Genomic DNA, 20,494 nt, shown 5'->3' on the forward strand with positions numbered 1-20,494 from the left:
ATTATACCCGGGTACCGCAGTGAGCGCAGTACTTATCTGTGGGGCTGTGTAAGGCATGATGACAATGCGGGCATTTTCGTTTGGCCTCTTCGGTAGCTCTTGCCATTTCCACAGAAACTATACCTGTCGGAACGGCTATAATGCCATACCCGATGATCATCAGGATGCTTGCCAGAAACTGGCCCAAGGGGCTTTGAGGCGAGATATCTCCATAGCCAACGGTAGTAATGGTGACAATCGCCCAGTAGATCGATACGGGAATGCTGGTAAAGCCGCTGTCCTCTCCTTCAACGATATACATGAGTGTGCCGATTATGGTAACCAGGGTGACGACGCTGGTCAGAAATACGACGATCTTGTACAGGCTTGCTCGTAGGGCTGCACGCAGGATATTGCCCTCATACATGAACCGCGTCAACTTCAATATCCTGAACACCCGAAGTAGCCTTAAGGCGCGTACTACTACGAGGTATTGTGCGCCTGTTAGCATCAGGCTAAGGTAAGTAGGCAGGAATGCGATCAGATCTATAAAGCCGTAAAAAGAGAAAACGTACCGCCATGGTCTGTGGCTGCTGTAAATCCTAAGGGCGTATTCTACGGTAAACAGGATGGTGAAAAGCCATTCAAATACATGAATGATGTGACCATACCGGGCCCTTACGGAAGCTACGCTTTCCAGGAAGACAGACAGAATGCTGAGCAGGATAAAGACAAGAAGCGCAAGGTCGAAGAGCTTACCTGCGGGCGTATCAGACCGGAAGATGATCACGTACAATTGTTTCCGGAATAAGTCGTTCCTGTTTTTTTTCATGCGTTCTAATCGGAAACTACAAGGGTAAGGGAGTCGGCTTTAATTCTTGATCTTAACCAGTCTCTTAAACGTACAAGCTCCGCCGGTGCCGGATCGGTTCGGAAGCTTACCAGGGCAAGCGTTACCGTATCCTGCCTAAGGGTATCCATGCGTTGTCGGACTACATTTTCAATGCTGTAGCTGCTCAGTGCTGGATATAATGCTGCGAGTTCAGCACGGACATCTGGTATGGGCATGTCTAACCTGGCTGAGGAACTCTTTCGTGTGGAGTCGTTTTGATAGACGGCCTCCAGGATGCTGGCTTTGATCTGGCTGAAATCCAATTCATTCTTGGCGTTCAGTCCCTGCCGGATGCGGAGCTCGGTATTGTTTAACTTATAAGCAGGCAGCCTGGATTTCAGCGTATCAATCTGTTGGCCACTTAACTCGTCACCGAGCAGCAAAAGGTCAATTTCATTGCCCATGCTTCTGCTGTAATTAAAATTTTTGGTGATGACCTGTGTGCTTGCGAAGTTCATCTCTTTCTGAATAAAGGCATTGGCGTTGGTCTCGAAGATACTCTTATCCACGATCCGGTAGGCCAGGTAAACGCTGGGGGCGGCTGTGACCAGCACCAGGATCCAGATGTACTGGCGTACTTTTCTTTCATAGGCCTTATCTTCAAATTCCTTTTTATGAAATTTCAGGTAGCGGACAATTAAATAAGTGGCCACGCAGATAAAGACGCTGTTTATAAAATACAGGTACATGGCACCAAGAAAGAAGTAAAGGTTGCCCGAAGCAAGTCCGAACCCGGCGGTACAAAGCGGAGGCATGAGTGCCGTGGCGATCGCCACGCCGGGTATGGCATTGCCTTTTTCCTTGCGCGTGGCAGCAACGATCCCGGCAAGTCCGCCAAATGTGGCGATGAACACATCCCAGATCGAGGGAGATGTTCTGGACAATAGCTCCGAGGAGGCATCATGCAAAGGTGTTATCAAAAAGTATAAGGTTGAGGTGATCACACTGATCACCGTGGCAATAGCCAGGTTGCGCGCCGCCTTTTTAACGAGCTCAAAATCATTGATGCCAATGCCAAGTCCGACGCCCATGATCGGCCCCATAAGCGGTGAAATGAGCATAGCCCCGATGATCACAGCTGTTGAATTGACATTGAGACCGATGGAGGCCACGAATATCGCGAAAATGAGCGTCCATAAGTTGGCCCCTTTAAACTCTACATTCCGCCTCAGGGCTTCCACCGTATCCTGTTCGTCGGCATTGTCTTCATGCAAACTGAAGCGGTAGGAAATGAAGTTTCTGATCGCAAGGAAAATTTCTCTCATGCCCTGCTACATTCAAAAATCAAACCACTATGGCAACGCTATTTGCCAGATCCGAAACGAAATGCGCGAAGCTTTTGCTGGTTGATACCGACAAACAGGGTATTGTTGATGATGGCGGTGCTGCGTACATCGCCCTTCAGGCGGAGGCCGCTTTGAAGTTCGGGCACGTAGCTGAAGTCGCCTTTTCCGTTCCCTTTAAGGAGTATACCGTGGTTGGCATCGTATTTTCCGAAACGTATCCTCGACTGGTTGATGTTGCCGCAGAGGAGCAGGTCTTTGTATCCGTCGCTGTCGTAATCCAGAGAAGTTATGGTAAACACTGGTGCGAACTGGGCTTGTATGGGCAGTGCCTTTTCTTTGAATCTGCCATTTTGCTGCCTTATAAAAAAGCTTGTTTTCAGGCAGTTTGCTTTCAGTCGTCTGGCCCCCTCGAGTTCATCGGGGGTAAACATTTCCTTCAAACCTGCTTCTGAATAACTTTTGTAATCGGGAAAGCGCGGGCGCATGATGCTCATCTGGTCGAGCAGCTCATCCCGGCTCATATAGGGATAACTTTTGTCCAGCAGGTAAAAGCACAGAATGGGATCCATAGCACCATTCATATCGAAATCCTTGTAGAACATTTCTGCGGGTTTGGCGTCACTTACCCGGCACTGACTGTTTAGGCCAAGGTTGCCAAGTACAAGGTCTGCGCGGCCGTCGGCATTGAGGTCCTCGAGTTGAATGGTGTTCCACCAGCCCTGGTACGATTTGCCGAAATATTGTTTCGTCTGGTTTTTAAGCTGCCCGCCTTCGTTTAAAAAAGCTGTCACAGGCATCCAGTCGCCCACCACGATCAGGTCGTCCCGACCGTCCTGGTTCAGGTCAGTTACGGCGGCATCGGTAACCATACCGATGTGCTCCAGCTGGGCGGCCATCTTCCTGATCTGATTGGTAAACCGGCCCTTGCCGTCGTTGATCAGCAGGTAGCTTGCCGGTGTTTCAGGGTATCTGGTTGGCTTAACGCGGCTCCCCACAAAAAGATCCGGCTTCCCGTCGCCATTGAAATCACCTACCCGCGCGCAGCTTTTGCTTGAGTGCATCTTAGGCAGGGCAGCGGCCGCTTTGGTAAGCCGTCCCTTGCCGTCGTTTAGATAGAGTCTGTCCTGAAACAGGGAGTCGCCCTCTTTGAAGTTTCCGTAACCGCCACTCACTACATACAAGTCAGTATGCGTGTCGCCGTTCGCATCGAAGAAAACGGCGTCGGTATCTTCACTGGCCACGTCTGCTAGAAAGGGCTGGCTGTCTGCCCTGAACTGTCCGTTTCTTTGCTGAATAAATACTGCCCCGGGCTGATCCACGTCGCCGCCGATAAAGAGGTCTTCGAGGCTGTCGCCATTCAGGTCGCCCCTTGCCATGCACGGACCTGAAAACGAAAGGGCGTTCACGAGATTGGGTTGTCTTTTAAAGTCGTTAATGTGATTCTTTTTCTGGCTGTAAGCTATAGGGGAAGAGATTTCCTTAAACAGAGGGTCGGGAGACTTCTGCCTCACATACCGCTGCGTGGCATCACGTTCATAAAGCAGCAACTGCATGTTTGCGCGAATATTGCTGAGCACCTGCTGCCTGCCGCCCGGCCATACCACCCGGACGGAGTCCACCGTTTTCGCGTTGCCCAGGCCGAAATGCAGGTTGGCTGAAACGCTGGACAGGAAGCCCCTGGATGGCATCTGTTCAAGGCACTGTTGCCTGCCCTTTTGATAGATGGTTACGGTAGCGCCCAGTCCGTCTGTATTCTTTCCGGAGCCTTTCAGTTTAACCTTCAGGTAGCTGGAAGTGGTGTCGCCCTGGTTCTCGTAGATAAATGCGGCCTTGTTGATGTTGTTGACTACAATATCCAGGTCGCCGTCATTGTCAAGGTCGCTGTAGGCAGCGCCATTGCTGTTAGATGGCAGGGTGATGCCCCACTCGGCTCCTTTATTGCTGAAGGTGAGGTTTCCGTTGTTTCTGAAGATATAGTTTTTCACATCGGAAGAGGGCACGCGTTTCAGCATTTCTTCCAGATGGTGAGGCTGAATCTGTCCCTGAATACTTTGCATGTATTGTTCATTGTACTTTAGGACATCCTGGTTTGTGAAATCGCGCATGTAACCATTAGTAACGAAGAGGTCTTTCCAGCCGTCGTTGTCGTAGTCGGCAAAGAGCGGCGCCCAGCTCCAGTCGGTATTTGAAACCCCGGCAAGCTGCCCGATCTCACTGAATGTGCCGTTGCCATTGTTGATATGAAGCATATTGCGCATATACTGGTAGTAAAAGCCATTGCGCAGGTTGATGTTGAACAGTTCGTAGTTGTCGAGCCCTGCCAGGAGCTTCTGCCGTTTGTTATCTTCCGGAAGCATGTCGAGCGTGAAGATGTCCTGCAAACCGTCATTGTTTACGTCGGCGATGCAGTTACCCATGGAAAAGAGGGAGATGTGGTCCAGCTGTTTCTGCATCTGATCGCTAAACGTTCCATCGCCGTTGTTGATATACAACACATCGGGAATAGCATAATCGTTTGACAGGTAGATGTCGGGCCAGCCGTCGTTGTTGATGTCGCCCACCCCGCCGCTAAGTCCGTACGAGAGGGTCGACATGTTCAAGCCCGCTTCTTTGGTCACCTCCCGGAAACGTTGGCCTTCATTTTTATAAAGTTTAGAGCAGGAGAGCGGGTCGGCCTGCTTTTTCAAGGCTTCTATGGCCACATCGTCCAGGTTACTCAGTACCTGTATGTTCTCATTGATCAGGAACAAGTCCAGATCACCATCAAGGTCGTAGTCGAAAAAGATTGACTGTGTGCTGAATGCGGTATCTGCCAGGCCGTAAGTCAGCGCTTCATCTGCAAAAGTCGGGATGCCGTCGCTGTTCAGTCCCTGGTTAATGAAAAGCTGGTTGCGCGACCTCGGACCCGCGACCCTTCCGGCGTGGCATACGTAAATATCAAGCTTGCCGTCGCCGTTCACGTCGGCCATGTTGACACCGTTTCGCCATCCCGAAAGCCTGCCACCCACGCCTGCCTTACGTGTAATGTCGCTGAACCGCATGTTTCCATGGTTCAGGTAAAGCTTGTTGCTGACCATGTTTCCGGAGAAGTAGATGTCGTCGAGCCCGTCGCCGTTAAGGTCCCCGGTGGCCACGCCGCCGCCATTATAGAAGCCCTGGTAAAAGCTGGTGACTTCCTTGCCGAATTTCTCCTGGATAACGTTGTTGAACAGGATGCTGGTGGAAGAAGAGTCGAGCAGTTTGAAACGAGGTTTAGGGCTTACATGTGTTTGAGCGGTTTTTTCAGTTTCTGCACACGACAGCAGAAAGAGCGCACACAGTATTGCCAGGCGGAATAATGTCATACGTAGTGGTTTTTTGGTTAGCAGTAAAAGACTTACTTACCTGTATGACAAAAAAGTTATATAAAAGTCCTATATGGTCAGCTAAATTTCAGTTGATTAATTGATGTCTGACTTGACTTAAGGTCAAAGCCCGCTTTATTCGCGGGCGGTTATAGCGCTGGAGAAATATGGGATACAGATTTAGCAGGATATTTAGTATCAGCAGCGAAAGGGATCTAGAAAAACCGAATATTAACGCTACGTACACATTGAATCCAAGCACGATCATGAAGATGACGGTATGGTTAAGTTCGGATATTTTTGTCTGCTGATAAAGCTTAGTGAGGGCTTCAGTATTGTTTCCTATGGGGAGCGTTTTTCTGGTCAGCTTTTCCCAGCCGGTCCAAACCAATAATTTCCGGTAGATGTTTATGCCAAAGTATTCGTACAGCTTGCCTTTCTGTTCCCATTTTTTCTCAAGGAAGTAGGGGGAAGCATATCTGCTTTGCATCGCGTCGGAGAGGAATGCCGCGCATGCCATGAGCAGGAAATTAAGTACCCACGCGAATGCAAAGCTGTCGACCTTAATAAAATAGACCAGGCCACAGAGGCAAGCTATTGACAGCACTGAGGTCACAATAAAAATAATTTTCTTTTTCATAACAAGAGGGTTGTTGGTGCCGTAATATCATGTGTATTTCTGAAATACATACATGAAGTTCAGGGCTTGTCCCGTCAGGGTTTTTTATAGACCAGGCAACCGATCTTATTAGGATGATCTTGTATAAAGCTCTGTTTAGATTCGTTTCGCAGCATTAAGATAATCAATAGATCCCCGCCAGCGGCCAGCGTAAAGAACAGTCCGAAAGCCAGCCATGAAATGCTGCCGGTAAGTATGGCGATCAGTGTAGGGATTATTCCAAGAATGATTCCGGGCGCAGCCGCCCCAATCTGGTAATGCCTGAGCCGTAATGGCTCCGTACAGTGGCAATAGGGCGTCAAAGATTTCCATAGTATCCCAAACCTGATGGTCCGGAAGCCTGAACTGGCGAAAAGCGCCCAGGCAAGGCCATGGATCAGTTCATGCACAACAATGCCGGCTAGCATGATGCCAACCAGCCAAACTAAACCCTGGACACCTGGAGGTAAAATTTCTTTATAATGAGCGAGGGAAAGCTGGTTAGGCCAGAGCAAATAAAAAACCAACACGAATACGAATGCAAAGGGTAAAAAATAGGCGATCGATTTGAGTTGTGCCTGACCGGCACTGATTGTAAGTTCCCGCGCTTGATCTTGATCTGCTGTTTTCATGCCCAAAAATAAACAACTTATTATTATAATCCCTCCACCACGACAACCCAATCGCTGCCGCGGCCTTCCGAGGGCGGCACAATGGATTTACTTCCTTCATTCTTAAATTCCCCGAGGGGCAGTATCTGTGCATCTCTGGGATTGAATAAAGACAGCTTCAGTTTAACGGTCTTTAGCATGGATGTATTGATGGTCGTTTTCCGGCCATACGGCAGGTAGGCGATGAGCAATCGCCCATCTGCGGAGGTGGCGGCCACCTCATACTCCGGCGTTTCAGGGTTATCTTTCCCTATGGCGCTTTGGTTGGGCTGCAGGGACTGCCAGTTATACTGTTCAAAGAATCTTCGCATAAACCCCATCTGCCTTGCACCAGGCTGATCCAGTGCGACTGTCCAATGCGTGCGTGCCCAGGATACGGGCTTGCTGCCGTTATAGAACTGCCAGATATTATGATTCCCGTAAGTATGCCCGCACGCACCCGACAACATACTCCAGTAAGCTGTCTGCCGTGCATCGAAATCATCCATCCAGCCAAATTCGCCCGGTTTGAATTTGTTCGGGTGATCTTCATAACGTGGTTCGCCGTCCAGATGTGGTAATACCGGCGATAGGTTCCGCCGATTAAAACGGTAATTCCTGGAATCCTGGCTGTGCCCCGTTTGGGACATATGAAAATCTATCCAGGTGGCGTCCTTGAAGTAATCGTAAGAGGATCTGGCGCCCGTTGGATGGAAGGTGATTAAGTGCCTGCCGCCGTCGCCCGACTTAAGCCCTTCAGCCATGGCATGAATGATATGCCGGTCTTCGGCATTCTCAATATGGCGGTCGCCACCTAACACCCAAACGATCGGATACTTACGATACCGGCGACCGAGGTATTCCCCGAAAGCTTTCGCGTTCTGAGGCGTGAATATTTCCGGTCCCTGACCCCAGGCTTTGTTCCACTTATCGCCCCAGCTCGGCAGCATGGCGACGATCAGTCCGAGGCTTTCAGCCCTTTGAACCACGTAATCTACATGTTTGAAGTATGACTCGTTCGGCTTTGCTGGATCATTGTCTATAAGCGGAGTGTCGCCGTAAGGATTCGGTGTGCTGAGCCCATCAAGTTCAGCCAACACCACGGCCTGGATGACGGTGAAGCCCTTGGATGCCCGATCCCGCAGGTACCGGTCTGCCTCCCGTCGGTCCAATTTATGGAACAGCTCCCAGGCAGTATCACCCAGCCAGAAAAACGGTTTTCCAGTACTGGTATGCAGATAGCGTTTGTCGGGGCTCACTTTCAATTGTGCCGCAGCCGGCAGCCAAATTGCGGTGAGTATGTAGAGGACCAGATGTTTCATATCAGCAGGTGATGATCAAACTTAATAAAAAGTAAGGTAGATTAGTATTTACATGGCTGTTATTTCGCGGCAATAACCGATCTTCACTTTTCAAAGATTTGGATATGTGCAAAATAACCGCTTCGCGGCTGGATGGGATTATATTAGCGCTTACAGAATTCAGCCGGGGTAACTTCGCTGTCCGGCTGGATGTTTCGGATGACGGGGATCCGCTGAATACGGTGACTGCGGGATTGAACAGGCTTGGTGAAGAACTTGAAAAAACCAATCAGCTGGTGACGCGGTTGATCACCTCATCGGACCAGGTTTTTTATATTGTTTCGATAGACCAGACAGACCCTTTTAAAAATACCTTCACTTATCTGAGTCCGCATGTAGAAGGCATTATCGGGTTCTCGGTGGATGATGTACGCAACGAGCCGCTGCTTTGGTTGAACTCCATACATCCGGAGGATCTGGAAGGGGTGAAAGCGACTACAAAAGAGATGTTTACGTCTAAAAGTCCGAGAACCCGGGTGTACCGTATGAAGCATAAACGTACAGGAAAGTACGTTTGGCTGGAAGATTATGTCGTCCCTATCCTGGATGAAACCGGGCGCATTCAGGAGTTTTACGCATCGGCGCGTGATTTTACAGCACGTAAAGAAGCAGAACTTGAACGCGAGCGACTGATTGCGGAGCTCAACCGGAGACATGACGAGTTGATGCAGTTCAGCCATATTGTATCGCACAATCTGCGGTCGCCCGTGGCGAATATCCTTGGCCTGGCACAGCTTCTCCATGAAGATGTTCCTTCAGCATCACTGGCTGAGACCACGGGGTATATCCTCAAAGCCGCCCAGTCGATGGATCATGTATTGCGTGACCTGAACACAGTGTTGTCTGTACGGTCCAGCCTGGAGGAAAAAATGCAGACGTTTTTGCTAAGTGAGATCATCTCGCTGGTGTGCATCAACCTGAAAAAAGAGATAGATGAGAGTGCTGCACGCATTCATGTAACCGTGGATCCTCTGGCAGATGAACTGACCAGCATCAAAAGCTATGTCCAGAGCGCACTGTTCAATCTAATCAGTAATGCGATGAAGTATCGTTCGCCGGAGAGACCGCCCGTCATTGCCGTAAACGTTTACAAAGAGGGAACTCATACCGTGATTTCTATCCAGGACAATGGCCTGGGAATAGACCTGGATTTGCATCAGCACCGGATCTTTGCACTGTACGGCAGACTGCATTCAGATCGCGAAGGAAAAGGACTGGGCTTGTATATGACCAAGACACAGATCGAGTCTTTAAAAGGAACGATTGCCGTGGAGAGTGAAGTGGGTCGGGGTACAACCTTTACGATAAGGCTTTAGTTGCCCCTGGCCGCTACTGCCCTAACGGTGCCAATAAGCTCTTCCGCTTCGGTATCTTTTAAGACGAATGCTTTGGCGCCTGCTTCCATGGCTTTTTCTGCAAAGCCTTCCTTCGCATGCATGGTAAGCAGGATGACGCTGATCTCCGGGAATTCAGCTGTCAGGGTCCTCGTAAGTTCAATGCCGTCCATTTCCGGCATGTTAAGGTCGGTAAGCACTACCTGACAAGGGACGCCGCCGCGTATCAGGCTCAGGGCCACGGCACCATTTTCTGCCTCTCCGCTGACTACGATATCGGGTTCGTAAGCAAAAAGTTGTATCAAACCGGCGCGGACAATGGGATGGTCATCTACGATTAAAAGCTGAATCATAAGAATATAGCACCATTATCGGGAAAAGGTTTTGCCGGCGTGAATTTCAGGTATAACCCGTTGTGGTTGGGATAAAGACGTGAGGATGTGGCCGCGCTACCTTTTATTAAAAGAAAACCGTCTTGATATACTGAAGCCCCAGCGGTACTGGCCTTTTGTCCAGGAGCTGGTGGTCTGCGGAATAAACTGCATTTCCTGAATGGCGGTGGCATTGGTGAAGTTGAAGTGGAATACGTGGCCGCCGGTTTCCATCTCCAGTCCGGCGCCCAGCACGTTGTAAAACCTGGTCTGGTTGAGTGTTTCCAGATATTGCTTTTCCTCCTTGTTGCGGAAAGGAACGGTATAATCTACCACGAGTGACATCCGTTTGCTTAGTTTTAACCTGCCTCCCGCGCCCAGTGCGAAGAGGTCGTTCTGATCATTGAACTGGGTGTAGTTGCGGTGAATATAGCTTGGGATGAGTACAAGCGATAGGCCCGGACTGAATTTGCGGGCGAGGATCAGCTGACTTACATAGTTCATCCGGTCGGTAAAACTGCTGTAAGAGGTTGCCGCAGTTGGGTCGTCTTTGTTGGCCTTTACTGCAGCGATGGTGTTGCTGACAAAAGCGGTGGCCGACAGCGGCATCCGGTCGTCGCTTGTTTGCTGAAGCAGGCGAAATTTCAGGCTGAGTTCAATGAGCTGCTGAACGGCCGTAGCTCCCTTGGCACGTGCAAGCCCGGCAGTGAGGCGGTCACTTACCCCATAGTCGAACCCAATGCGGATATCCGTAGAGTTGTCGAGTCCGAAAAACTGACTGATGCCACCGTTATCACCTGCAATATCACCAAAGCGGTGGTCGACCTTAAAGTCGAGCTCATTGCGGTGGATGGTTTCATTGGTATGCAGGTTGATCAGTTTACCCGACTTAAACGTGGCGGTCACTTTCTCGCGTTCCTGGGGTATGGTCTCCAGTTCCTTTTCAAGATCCTGCTGCGCCATTCCCGAAAGGGCAAGGCACAACAAGACCAGAACAAACATGATTTTTTGATTCGTTTGGTTAAATTCTATGTTCATATAGATGTTATTTTTTCTGGAGATACAGGGCCTGAACCCTCACCTCTACAAATTCTGCGATGTTTTTAAATACCAGCGAAGGGATCTTAATGCCATGGTCGGCTATCCTGACTTTAAAGGTGGCGCGTGCCGTTATGCTATCCTTGTTCACGGTGAGGTTAGCCGGAACCGTATACGCTTTTGTCACCCCATGTACATTCAGGTTGCCGCTTACGTTCACCGGGTAATTGCCCTCTTTCTGCGGATCGAAGGCGCCCGTGATCTTACCCTTAAACTCTGAATGGGGAAACTTGTCCGATTCCATATAGTTTTCATTGAAGTGCTCCTGCATCAGCTTCTTCTGGAACCTGAAGGAGGTGTTGCTCACCCGGAACACGATTTCCCCGCTGCCGGTGTTTATGGCAGAACCTGCCGTATTACTTTTGGCTTCAATGTCTTCGACCACCGTGCTCGAGAAAAAGGATATCGCTGCGTTTCTGCTGATCAGCACCTGGGCATGCACCTGTACCAACGTAAACAGCAGCACAAATAGGGTTGAGATCTGTTTCATAGATTGGGCTATTGCGGTAAACCATTGTCGAACCAGGTCTGCAGCGAAGTCAGCTCAGCTGCCGAAAGGCTGCCTGTTTTGGGCATGGTTTTGTTGACCAGTACGGCCTGGCGGATCCTGTTCGAATTGGCCACAACGGAAGCATGTCCGTTGAAAGTCCACATGCCCGAGGCAGTCCCTCCCGGAGCGTGGCAAGCGTTGCATTTGTTCTGGAACAAAGCCTGTGCGAAGTTGGCGTAGGTGATCTCCTCTGCCGGCGGATCGGGCGGGCCGTCATCAGGTTTCAGTTCGGCGGCCTGTTTCTTTGAACAGCTTACCATAGTCAGGTAAAAGCATGTCAGCATAGCGAAGGTTAAAATTTTGTTCATATCTGCATTACGGGACGAAGCCCGGGAAGGTTGTCCCGCTTTAATTAAGTCGGGAAAAATATATTTTTGCTATGCCGGGCAACCTTTTCCGGTTGCCATGCGTATGCGCGGTATATATCAATGAAATAAACAGCTAGTGCAGTCCATCATCAGAGGTTGTATCAATAGGGAGCGATCCAGTCAGCATTTACTGTATAAGGAATACTATGGCTACTGCATGGCCATTTGCCGCAGGTATGCCATCAATGATTTTGAGGCTGCTGACGTATTAAATGATGGGTTTCTGAAAGTGTTTACGCATATCGAAAAGTACGACAGTGCCAAGCCCTTCAAGGCCTGGATCGGCCGCATCATGACCAATACGGCGATAGACCATTACCGGGCCAATCTCCGGTTCAGCGGACACGAAGATCTGTCGGATCACCAGGACATCGGCAGTTATGCGAGTGTATATGCCGATCTCGCATATAAAGAACTGCTGCTGCTGGTGCAGCGCCTGCCGCCCGCTTACCGCATGGTGTTCAACCTCTTTGCGATCGACGGGTACACGCACGAGGAGATCAGCGGAATGCTGAACATTTCCGTGGGGACATCTAAATCAAATCTGTTCAAAGCCCGGCAAAAACTACAGGAGATGCTTAGCGAAACAGATGCCGCGCAGAAAGCAGATGCTCCGGAAACAACCATTAAATACGGCTCGTGATGAGTCTGCAATACCATACGGCAAATGAAAACTGAAAATAATATAGACGAGTATTTCAAAAAGGGATTAGCCGAGCCCGACATCCCATTCGATGAGGCCCATTGGGAGAAGATGTCGGCCATGCTCGACGACCATAAACCCCGGCGCGTACTTCCGCTATGGCTCATCGCCGGAGGCAGCATCGCTGCTGCATTGCTGATCGGGCTCTTTGTGGTGCTTAACCAGCCTACCTTGATCCCGGCAAAAGAACAAAATCTTGCACGGGAGCCGAAGCAAAAGCCATCGGAAGAGCCGGTGCAGGCAGAGGAGCAAACGGCGGTACAAATACCAAGCCCCATGCAGACTGCGAAATCTGAACAGCCCCGCATAGCAGGGGAGACGCTCGCCGAGGTTCAAGGGCTGGTAGATCTTGATACAGCAGCTAAACCGACCCTTATTCCGCAGCAGCCTCCGACCGAAGCTATTGCTTCGGTAGCGGAACCTGTATCGAAACCTGTAACGGAACCCGCAACCGAAACTGTAACGGAACCCGCAACGGAATTACCACCGCCCAGCGAAGCCAAACCCCTTCGTGCGGGAGGCAAACCCTTTGTGCTGAGCATTATCGCTGCGCCGGACATTTCTACCAGTCCCTCAAACCTTTCCACTAAGATCAGTACCAACATAGGTGTGCTGGGTACTTACGCCTTGTCTGACAGGCTTAGCGTGACGACCGGACTGGTGTATGCTGTGAAACGGTATGGCTATGGGTCGACAACCATCGGCGCCTACGGAGCTGGATCCAGGTCGTCGGACGTATTTGCCGACTGCCGGGTACTTGATATTCCGCTCAACCTGAACTATATGATCTTTGAAAAGGGTCGCAATTCCCTGACCATCAATCCCGGAATATCCAGCTATCTCATGCTCAATGAAAAATATGAATACCATATCGGGGAGGCTGGGTCACCTGCACAGGTGTCACGGCGCGAGATCGTAAACAAGAACCAGCACCTTTTCGGTGTCGGCAATATTTCCCTGAGCCTGAACCGCCAGCTGAGCAACAAGGTAAATGTTGGTCTGCAGCCCTTCCTGAAGGTGCCGCTTACAGGCATCGGCGAATACAATACCCGGCTGCGCTCCATGGGGGTGGCTGTTTCGCTCAATATGAACATGTCCGGGAATTAAGGGTTCACTAACCGCTGTTCCAGGTACTGGAACGTTAAGCGACTATTAAATTCTCATTTTAGTTCTGATAATGTCTTCGCTTTGTGTAACTTAACCTAATAAATTGTATTATGGAAGTTAATTATGTCATTGTCATTCCCGTTGCCTTGGTTGTGCTGCTGCTCGTTGGTTGGCTGATCCGGAGAAATTCCAAAGACAGGAAGAAGTTTGAACAGGAATCTATCAATGCTGAAATCAAACCTGAGACGCACAAGGATGATCATGTCTGACCATTGAAACATTTCGAAGTGCATTTGGTTTTTTTAGGGTATGAGAAACAAAGTATTAAAGATTATCCTGCTGATCGCATTCATCATTTTGGCGGTTTATGCCGTTAACCTCGTTAAAGACTCCAATAAAGGTGTTCCCTCACCGAATAAGAAAGGAAGCCCTTTCCAACAAAAATAACGCTAAAACGGCTTTGTTTAGCTTAAGGATCCGCGCTGGCTATCTGGCGAAGTAATAATAAAACATGGCCTTAACGATCTGGCTCATGTTCCGTTTTCCTGTAACCCAGTCTGAGATGCTTTCCCGGTCTACACCCGTATCGAATGCGATCTGCTTAATCCGTATACCTTTTTCGTTCATTTTCTGATCGAGCCAGGCGGGCGTTACTTCACTCGCCGGAGAAGGGCGAAAGGTGACAGGCAGGATGACCAGTTCGGACTGGGGCAGAAACTTGCTGAACAGTTCTCGTGTTCTTTTGATTAAAGTAGCTTCGGTGGCGTAGTTGCCGGATCTGTTTTCCTGCTGCCTGCATTCAATCTCAGTGACATGTTCGTCTGTATACTTAATGCTGAAAGTGATGCTCGACTCTCGTTCATGCCGTTCGGCAGCTTTGTTAAGTTTGCTTAATTGCTCGGCCGAGACCTGCCCGGCTAGTTTATCTATACCTGTAATCGTACTCATTGGCTATGTTCCAAGTTTTTCATTAGCATGATTGCATCACACTAACAATTCACCCAGCAACAAGTTTTAACAGCAGCGCAATCGAAGTCACCCTGAACTGCTTGAACTTTACAAGAAATATGAATCGCACGGAGGTGATCATTATTGATCGAACTGAAATGCTGTGGACATCTGCTCCACCTCGCTTCTGGAGATGCCGATTTCCCTGGCAATTGTTCTCCAGTTCGATACCGATTTGCTGACCTGGTGAAAAATATCCTCCATTTGGCGTTTGTCAAGACGAAAATATTCTCCGACACTGAAGGCCAGGTCAAAATCTAATGCACTGCTTGAGCTGTCGATGGTCAGCGCCAGAGAGTCTTTGTCGATGGATGGGTTGATGTCATAGGCGGGGGACAATGTCCATCCCTTGTCTGTCAGCACAAAACCATGGTTTCTTAAATGGTCGTCAGTGTTGGAAATGGCGATATTGAAGATGATCCTTCTCCAGAGCTGGTGCAGGTCTGCCTCTATCGATTTGCCGTATCGCTGTATGAATTCAGCAATGTCAAGATAACCGGTCTCTTCAGGAATATTACCCTCAATATTGCCGGTCATGGTCATCGCCGAGGAAAAATGGATGCGGTGCCCCAGTTCCCTGTCGAAGCGTTTGGTCAGGAAAGTATCGTATTTTCCCGATACGTGCAGGAGCTGTGATTCTGCCATGTTTATTCCTGCACCGGTTGCGAGTCTATAGGCGAGATATTCCCAAGCCCCCTTGTTTGTTGTATCGCTATTGGACGGAAACTTGGCGATCCATAACTGTCCCTTTTCGTCGATAATGTTCGCCTTTGGCCTTGCTCCGCCCAGTGAGGAGCCTGGTGCGAGCAATATTTTTACATCTTTCCTAACATCGATAGCATCCTCGTCTTTTTCGTAGCGTGAAGCACTTTCCTGCAGTTCGCCGATATGTGCCCATGGTGGCGTTGGGGAATCCCTGTTGTCATCAAGAAATGGCCCGCCTGGATCGAGTTTGAACCTTAGTGCGCCCATTCTGCTCATATCGTTTACTCCCAAAAGGTATTCGATATCATACAGCGTGGGGTTTGGCTTACCCTGCTCCCTTGCAACATCTGCGGCGCGCCTTCTCATTAATGTCCTTCCCCAGGTGTCGGGCATGGAATCCATAAAGACGCCAAAGTTCTCCTTGTTCCTTGGATACTGCGGGCCGGTGAATTGATCCAGGTCGGGGTCCAACAGAAAGAAGCGCGAATCCTTGAGCCACTCCCGGTTATATTCAAAGCTGAAGGTCTTTTTCGCTTTTCCCTGGACAGCAGTCAGTACACCAATCTCCTTCGGTTCCTCCATGCCTATCCAGTGCGCATAGATATGGATGTCTGTACGCTCTGCCATTACTGTCCTTTAAGTAGGTTAAGGTCCTGTAATTTTTTTCCAAATTCGTCATCGGCTGCAAGCTTGTAGAAATCGCCTTGGAGGTTCATTGCTCTGAGCACATTGAAATACGCTCCCATGGAAACATTTGGGCTGCCTTTTTCGATACTGGCAACGGTATTTCTGTTCAGGCCTGCGCGTTCGGAAATCTGCATGATGGTAAGTTCACGTCTCTTACGCGCCAGCTTGATGTTCTCGCCCACTACTTCGAGGATCTTTTTGTGCTTAGGGAATAAAATGGGTTTTTTGGTTCTCATGCTTAATATTTTAGGCGTTTTGCACAAAAATGCTAATAATATTAAGCATTGTCAAGTATAGAAAGTGTCACTTCCTTAAATCCTGTATGAATTGCAGCGGGGGTTTTCCATAGGCTTTTTTAAATGCCCGTGAAAAGTTTGTGCTGCTTTGCATGCCGATGCGGTCGGCTACCTGCGCCATACTGACATCTTCGTGGGTCATCATCTCGACGGCTTTTTTCAATCGGTAGGTCCTGACAAATTCTGCGACGGACTGGCCGGTGATATCTTTGATCTTGTTGTACAGCTTCGTCCGGCTGATGTATAAGTGTTCGCACAAAAACTCCACATCAAGGTTGGGCTCCTGGATGTTCTCTTCAATAACAGTAAGCACTTTATTGAGGAAGCTGATGTCTTTCTCGGAGGAGACAAGTTCGGTTGCCTGTGAGAGATAATTTTCAATATATTTTTCCCTCAATCTTTCTCCCTTCGCAAACAGGTTTTGCAGTGTTAGCAGCAACAATTCCATGTTCAAAGGCTTCTCGAAGTAGTAGTCGGCACCCGAGGCCATCCCCGCTATTTTCGTATCCAATGCATCCCTGGCCGAAAGGATGAGAAAGGGGATATGGCTGGTTTCAAAAGTGTCCTTCATCAGCCGGCATAACTCAATGCCGTCCATTTCGGGCATCATAACATCGCTGATCACCAGATCAACCTTAACCTCTAAAGCTATATCGAAGGCAGCACGGCCATTTTCGGCTTCGTATACCTGGTAATAGGCTCCGAGCGTTTGCTTAAGGAAACCCCGGAGTTCATCGTTATCTTCCACCAGCAAGATCCGTTTATTGCCCGGAATTACAGCAGGCTCACTGGGTGCGCCAGGAACTGCCTCCTGGTCGGAAGCCCCAGTCGCTTCCAGATACATCCCCGGATCATTTTCGTTGCCCGCTTTTTCAGATTCATTATAGTCTTCTTCATCAATTGGGATTCCTACGAGGATCTCTGTGCCTTTGTGGCGTTCACTGTAAATGTGCAGATCCCCCTTATGCAGGTGGGTGAGGCTTTTAACCAGGGCCAAACCGATGCCGGAACCCAGATGGTCGTTGCTCACCCGGTAATAGCGGTCGAAAATCTTATCTATGGACTCCGCTGAGATCCCTATGCCCTCATCCCTGATCTTAAAGTACACATAGCGCTTCCCCCGGTAATCGTTCCGCAAACTGAAGCCCGTAGCGAAGGAGGGCTTGAACTGGCCGATGTCATCCAGGATTTCAAAGGATACACTTCCGCCTGCACCGGAATATTTGAAGGCATTGTTCAAAAGGTTGTAGAGGATTTTCTCGACGATTTGGAGATCAAAATAGCCGTCCGGCTGGCCGGCCCTTAGCGCTGCATCCCGGTCCGCTAAGGTGAAACGCAGCATTTTGTTGACCGCAAGGGGCTGAAATTCTTCGGCTACGTTTTTGTAAAAATCTATGACGGACACTCTCTGCACGCGCAGCTTAAGCAAGCTGTCGGACGCCTTCCTGAAATTCATCAGTTCGGCAACCAGGTTGATCAGGCGACGGGCATTCCGGAGCATCAGTTCGTAAGACTGCTGTACAGCCGGGTTGGTATTCCGGCTGATTAGGCCTTCGAGGGGGCCGATAATGAGGGACAAAGGCGTCCGGAACTCATGGGAGATATTGGTGAAAAAGGTGAGCTGCTGCTGATAAAGCTTTTCATTCAGCTCACGGACTGCCACCTCCCGTTTGAGCCTGTACCAGCGTGCCTGATACACATATATTCCGATTAAGCCCGATGCAAGGAGCAGTCCGTAAAAAGCCCTGGCCAGGTTCGAGTTCCACCAGGGCGGACTGACCGTGATCCGGCTTTCCGCCGTTGCGCTGCTCCAGAGCCCGTCGTTGTTAGAGGCCTGCACCACAAACCGGTAGGTTTTATAGGGCAGATTGCTGTAGGAAGCACTTGGGTTGGTCCCGTCGGTATATTTCCATGTTGCGTCGAAGCCCTCGAGCTTATAACGATACAGGCATTTCAAGGGGTTAGCGAAGTGCATGGCAGAAAAGAAGATCACAAAGTTATTCTGGCGATACCCGAGCGCTATCTCGGAGGCTGATCCGTAGCGTGGTTTTTCATTGTTGATCAAAATGCCGGTAAGCACGGGTGTAGCCGGGATCTTATTGGTTTTGATCTGCTGCGGATAGAAATAATTCAGCCCGTTGATGCCGCCGAAATATAGTCGGCCCCCCGAACCTTTATTCGATGCGCCGACCTTGAAACTGTTTCCCTGCAGACCGTCGTTCCGCTCGTACCGCGTTAGCTGTTGCGAGGATGGATTGAAACACAGCAAGCCGTTTCCGCCCATCCAGACGTTGCCCATGTCGTCGATCTCCAGGCTCTCCACATCTTTGAAAATTCCGTAGCGGTCCGCAAAAGCCTTTATGGTGTAAGCGTTGTTTTTTTGGATGGCGAGCCGGTTTAATCCCCCGCCGATCGTGCCAATCCAGTAAGTGCTGTCGTTTTGCCGGGCAATAGGATAGGTATAGTCTGAACTCAGGGCATTCGGTTTTGAGGAGGCCGAATAATGGTAGCTGCGGAGGATGTTCCCCTCCTTGTCGATGACCATGCGCCTCAGCCCCTTTGTGCTGGAGACAAACAATTGCGGCCGGTTCTGCTCCGCAAAAATAAAATAGCCCTCATCGTAGTACCTGACATGCCAGCGGTTTGCTTTGTCCTTCCAGATCACCCCAAAGCGGTCGGTATGATTGCCAAACCAAATGTTGCCGAACATATCTTTGGTCAGCGTTTCGATCTTAAAATTCGGGAAATGCTCGTAACCAAGAGGTTTCCACAGGCTTTTTCTGTCTGGTTTTAAAATATCGATGCCCGCGCCGGTCCCGATCCATAAGTTCCGTTCATCATCGAGGGCCAGCGCGGCCACCTCATCGTGTTTCAGGCGAACAGGTGAATTGTAGGTGTTGTAATGGTTAAACTGGTGCGTCGTGAGGTTATAAAGGTTCAACCCGTTGGCCGTGGTACCCACCCAGAGATCCTGTTTGTCTTCCAGTACGGAACGGATGTGGTTGCCCGACAAGGTGTTGCCGGAGCCCGGATGATGCTGCAGGGTGTAGAATAATTTCTGGTTCAGGTCGCAATAATTGACGCCCCCGCCAAAGGTGCAAACCCAGAGGCACTCCGAGCGGTCGATAAACATCCCGTTCAGTGCGTTCGAGTTGAGGCTGTAGGCTTGGTGGTTATTTACCGTCTGAACCAGGTTCAAATCAGGGTCGAGCCGCAGCAGCTGCGCTCCGGTATTGATCCAGTAATCGCCATTGGCGCTTTGCTGAATATCGTATGCAGGAGCATCCTGAGGCATGGTAAATTCCTGCTGCCTGACGAAGCTATCTGCGACCCCTGATGCGTTCTTTTTCAGCCTGAATAGTTGGTTTGCTCCAGACAGGATCAGGTTATTGGCGCGGTCGACATACACCCGGGACAGATTTTCCGTTGGCAGACCGCCAACAACCACTTTGCGAAACTTCATGTTCTGGTCGGCCACCCACAGCCCCTTGCTACCCGACAAGTATAGCCGGTTGCCCGGCGCCCTGGCGAAATGCGTAAAAGTGATTCCTTTGGGAGCGTTCAGGGGTATTTCCCGGAGTGCGCCATTTTCAGCGCGGTAGGCTTTAAACCGGCCATCCGTAAGCCCGTAAATCACATTCCCGGTAGCTTTCCCTATTTTCCAGAGCCGCGGACCGGGTGCAGCATTTTTCAGGTGATAGTCCGTGTATTTTTCCTGCACCGGGTCGAAACGCTGTACGCCGCCCTCGGTGCCAAGCCATATCGTGCCATCATTGTCGGGGAACAGGCAGGTGATCCGGTTTTTGAAGGAATTGTTTAAAGGAACGTTTTGGTTATAATACTTTTTGATGGTATAGCCATCGTACCTGTCGAGCCCGAAGTTGGTCGCCACCCAGATATAACCACGGCGATCCTGGGTAATGTCGTTCGCATCGGTATGTGATAATCCCTCGTCGACCGTTAAATAACTGAATTTAAAGGGGAAAGATTGTCCCAGCGCATCAACATGAACAATGCATCCAATAAAAATTAACAGTAAAGCGTATTTCTTGAAACAGTTCATGGATTCTGAAGATGAAGGTAGGAATTTCATAGCC

The 20,494-nt window shown here is 49.7% G+C and carries 19 protein-coding genes; 5 read left to right on the top strand and 14 right to left on the bottom strand.

The features are described 5' to 3' along the window. Position 1 precedes the first annotated feature (1 nt). From J3P40_RS04810 to J3P40_RS04835, 6 genes are all read right to left on the bottom strand, one after another. Complete coding sequence (locus J3P40_RS04810) at positions 2-811, bottom strand: ion transporter (protein ID WP_256003426.1); 810 nt, start codon at positions 809-811, stop codon at positions 2-4. 5 nt (positions 812-816) lie between these two features. After that, a complete protein-coding gene (locus J3P40_RS04815; protein WP_256003427.1) occupies positions 817-2,136 on the bottom strand; it encodes a TIGR00341 family protein in 1,320 nt (439 codons plus the stop codon). Positions 2,137-2,174: 38 nt separating this feature from the next. Beyond that, positions 2,175-5,501, bottom strand: coding sequence for a VCBS repeat-containing protein (locus J3P40_RS04820; RefSeq protein WP_256003428.1), 3,327 nt, complete (start codon positions 5,499-5,501; stop codon positions 2,175-2,177). 88 nt (positions 5,502-5,589) lie between these two features. Continuing rightward, positions 5,590-6,141, bottom strand: a complete 552-nt coding sequence (locus J3P40_RS04825) for a glycosyl-4,4'-diaponeurosporenoate acyltransferase CrtO family protein (protein WP_256003429.1) — start codon at positions 6,139-6,141, stop codon at positions 5,590-5,592. Positions 6,142-6,215: 74 nt separating this feature from the next. Continuing rightward, positions 6,216-6,791, bottom strand: coding sequence for a DUF3267 domain-containing protein (locus J3P40_RS04830; RefSeq protein WP_256003431.1), 576 nt, complete (start codon positions 6,789-6,791; stop codon positions 6,216-6,218). Between the two features lie 23 nt (positions 6,792-6,814). Further along, complete coding sequence (locus J3P40_RS04835) at positions 6,815-8,131, bottom strand: glycoside hydrolase family 140 protein (RefSeq protein WP_256003433.1); 1,317 nt, start codon at positions 8,129-8,131, stop codon at positions 6,815-6,817. Between the two features lie 104 nt (positions 8,132-8,235). On the opposite strand from J3P40_RS04835, the gene J3P40_RS04840 reads away from it, so the two are divergent. Next, positions 8,236-9,486, top strand: coding sequence for a sensor histidine kinase (locus tag J3P40_RS04840; RefSeq protein ID WP_256003435.1), 1,251 nt, complete (start codon positions 8,236-8,238; stop codon positions 9,484-9,486). Here the strand turns inward: J3P40_RS04840 and J3P40_RS04845 are convergent. The 4 genes from J3P40_RS04845 to J3P40_RS04860 form a co-directional block, all read right to left on the bottom strand. Further along, positions 9,483-9,857, bottom strand: a complete 375-nt coding sequence (locus tag J3P40_RS04845) for a response regulator (RefSeq protein WP_256003437.1) — start codon at positions 9,855-9,857, stop codon at positions 9,483-9,485. The two genes, J3P40_RS04840 and J3P40_RS04845, sit on opposite strands and share 4 nt — an antisense overlap. Before the next feature lie 96 nt (positions 9,858-9,953). Then, positions 9,954-10,913: a DUF5777 family beta-barrel protein gene (locus J3P40_RS04850; protein ID WP_256003438.1), complete on the bottom strand. Its 960-nt coding sequence runs from the start codon at positions 10,911-10,913 to the stop codon at positions 9,954-9,956. A gap of 7 nt (positions 10,914-10,920) precedes the next feature. Next, positions 10,921-11,463 (bottom strand): YceI family protein, encoded by a 543-nt coding sequence (locus J3P40_RS04855; protein WP_256003439.1) that lies wholly within the window; start codon positions 11,461-11,463, stop codon positions 10,921-10,923. Between the two features lie 8 nt (positions 11,464-11,471). Further along, on the bottom strand, positions 11,472-11,831 hold the full coding sequence (locus J3P40_RS04860; protein WP_256003440.1) for a hypothetical protein: 360 nt from the start codon (positions 11,829-11,831) through the stop codon (positions 11,472-11,474). 136 nt (positions 11,832-11,967) lie between these two features. Between J3P40_RS04860 and J3P40_RS04865 the strand changes: the two genes are divergently transcribed. From J3P40_RS04865 to J3P40_RS04880, 4 genes are all read left to right on the top strand, one after another. Next, positions 11,968-12,534 (top strand): RNA polymerase sigma factor, encoded by a 567-nt coding sequence (locus tag J3P40_RS04865; protein WP_256003441.1) that lies wholly within the window; start codon positions 11,968-11,970, stop codon positions 12,532-12,534. 24 nt (positions 12,535-12,558) lie between these two features. After that, complete coding sequence (locus tag J3P40_RS04870) at positions 12,559-13,701, top strand: hypothetical protein (protein ID WP_256003442.1); 1,143 nt, start codon at positions 12,559-12,561, stop codon at positions 13,699-13,701. A gap of 110 nt (positions 13,702-13,811) precedes the next feature. After that, positions 13,812-13,970, top strand: a complete 159-nt coding sequence (locus J3P40_RS04875; RefSeq protein ID WP_256003443.1) for a hypothetical protein — start codon at positions 13,812-13,814, stop codon at positions 13,968-13,970. Between the two features lie 40 nt (positions 13,971-14,010). Then, positions 14,011-14,148: a hypothetical protein gene (locus J3P40_RS04880; RefSeq protein WP_256003446.1), complete on the top strand. Its 138-nt coding sequence runs from the start codon at positions 14,011-14,013 to the stop codon at positions 14,146-14,148. A gap of 39 nt (positions 14,149-14,187) precedes the next feature. Here the strand turns inward: J3P40_RS04880 and J3P40_RS04885 are convergent, their stop codons facing one another. From J3P40_RS04885 to J3P40_RS04900, 4 genes are all read right to left on the bottom strand, one after another. After that, on the bottom strand, positions 14,188-14,649 hold the full coding sequence (locus tag J3P40_RS04885; protein ID WP_256003448.1) for a helix-turn-helix domain-containing protein: 462 nt from the start codon (positions 14,647-14,649) through the stop codon (positions 14,188-14,190). Positions 14,650-14,790: 141 nt separating this feature from the next. Further along, positions 14,791-16,041 carry a type II toxin-antitoxin system HipA family toxin gene (locus J3P40_RS04890; protein ID WP_256003450.1) on the bottom strand — a complete coding sequence of 417 codons (1,251 nt, stop codon included), beginning with the start codon at positions 16,039-16,041 and terminating at the stop codon, positions 14,791-14,793. Beyond that, positions 16,041-16,337 carry a helix-turn-helix domain-containing protein gene (locus tag J3P40_RS04895; RefSeq protein ID WP_256003452.1) on the bottom strand — a complete coding sequence of 99 codons (297 nt, stop codon included), beginning with the start codon at positions 16,335-16,337 and terminating at the stop codon, positions 16,041-16,043. Before J3P40_RS04895 ends, J3P40_RS04890 begins: the two co-directional genes overlap by 1 nt. 67 nt (positions 16,338-16,404) lie before the next feature. After that, positions 16,405-20,490, bottom strand: coding sequence for a hybrid sensor histidine kinase/response regulator transcription factor (locus tag J3P40_RS04900; RefSeq protein WP_256003454.1), 4,086 nt, complete (start codon positions 20,488-20,490; stop codon positions 16,405-16,407). Positions 20,491-20,494 lie beyond the last annotated feature (4 nt).

It is taken from the genome of Pedobacter deserti (genome assembly GCF_024436415.1).
Taxonomy (GTDB): domain Bacteria; phylum Bacteroidota; class Bacteroidia; order Sphingobacteriales; family Sphingobacteriaceae; genus Pedobacter; species Pedobacter faecalis.

What these genes read in the sequence shown, in the direction of transcription:
- J3P40_RS04895 (WP_256003452.1), bottom strand. Translation starts at nt 16,337, where the DNA reads ATGAGAACCAAAAAACCCATTTTATTCCCTAAGCACAAAAAGATCCTC.
- J3P40_RS04810 (WP_256003426.1), bottom strand. Translation starts at nt 811, where the DNA reads ATGAAAAAAAACAGGAACGACTTATTCCGGAAACAATTGTACGTGATC.
- J3P40_RS04845 (WP_256003437.1), bottom strand. Translation starts at nt 9,857, where the DNA reads ATGATTCAGCTTTTAATCGTAGATGACCATCCCATTGTCCGCGCCGGT.
- J3P40_RS04855 (WP_256003439.1), bottom strand. Translation starts at nt 11,463, where the DNA reads ATGAAACAGATCTCAACCCTATTTGTGCTGCTGTTTACGTTGGTACAG.
- J3P40_RS04890 (WP_256003450.1), bottom strand. Translation starts at nt 16,041, where the DNA reads ATGGCAGAGCGTACAGACATCCATATCTATGCGCACTGGATAGGCATG.
- J3P40_RS04820 (WP_256003428.1), bottom strand. Translation starts at nt 5,501, where the DNA reads ATGACATTATTCCGCCTGGCAATACTGTGTGCGCTCTTTCTGCTGTCG.
- J3P40_RS04850 (WP_256003438.1), bottom strand. Translation starts at nt 10,913, where the DNA reads ATGAACATAGAATTTAACCAAACGAATCAAAAAATCATGTTTGTTCTG.
- J3P40_RS04825 (WP_256003429.1), bottom strand. Translation starts at nt 6,141, where the DNA reads ATGAAAAAGAAAATTATTTTTATTGTGACCTCAGTGCTGTCAATAGCT.
- J3P40_RS04870 (WP_256003442.1), top strand. Translation starts at nt 12,559, where the DNA reads ATGAAAACTGAAAATAATATAGACGAGTATTTCAAAAAGGGATTAGCC.
- J3P40_RS04815 (WP_256003427.1), bottom strand. Translation starts at nt 2,136, where the DNA reads ATGAGAGAAATTTTCCTTGCGATCAGAAACTTCATTTCCTACCGCTTC.
- J3P40_RS04880 (WP_256003446.1), top strand. Translation starts at nt 14,011, where the DNA reads ATGAGAAACAAAGTATTAAAGATTATCCTGCTGATCGCATTCATCATT.
- J3P40_RS04885 (WP_256003448.1), bottom strand. Translation starts at nt 14,649, where the DNA reads ATGAGTACGATTACAGGTATAGATAAACTAGCCGGGCAGGTCTCGGCC.
- J3P40_RS04835 (WP_256003433.1), bottom strand. Translation starts at nt 8,131, where the DNA reads ATGAAACATCTGGTCCTCTACATACTCACCGCAATTTGGCTGCCGGCT.
- J3P40_RS04830 (WP_256003431.1), bottom strand. Translation starts at nt 6,791, where the DNA reads ATGAAAACAGCAGATCAAGATCAAGCGCGGGAACTTACAATCAGTGCC.
- J3P40_RS04875 (WP_256003443.1), top strand. Translation starts at nt 13,812, where the DNA reads ATGGAAGTTAATTATGTCATTGTCATTCCCGTTGCCTTGGTTGTGCTG.
- J3P40_RS04860 (WP_256003440.1), bottom strand. Translation starts at nt 11,831, where the DNA reads ATGAACAAAATTTTAACCTTCGCTATGCTGACATGCTTTTACCTGACT.
- J3P40_RS04900 (WP_256003454.1), bottom strand. Translation starts at nt 20,490, where the DNA reads ATGAAATTCCTACCTTCATCTTCAGAATCCATGAACTGTTTCAAGAAA.
- J3P40_RS04840 (WP_256003435.1), top strand. Translation starts at nt 8,236, where the DNA reads ATGTGCAAAATAACCGCTTCGCGGCTGGATGGGATTATATTAGCGCTT.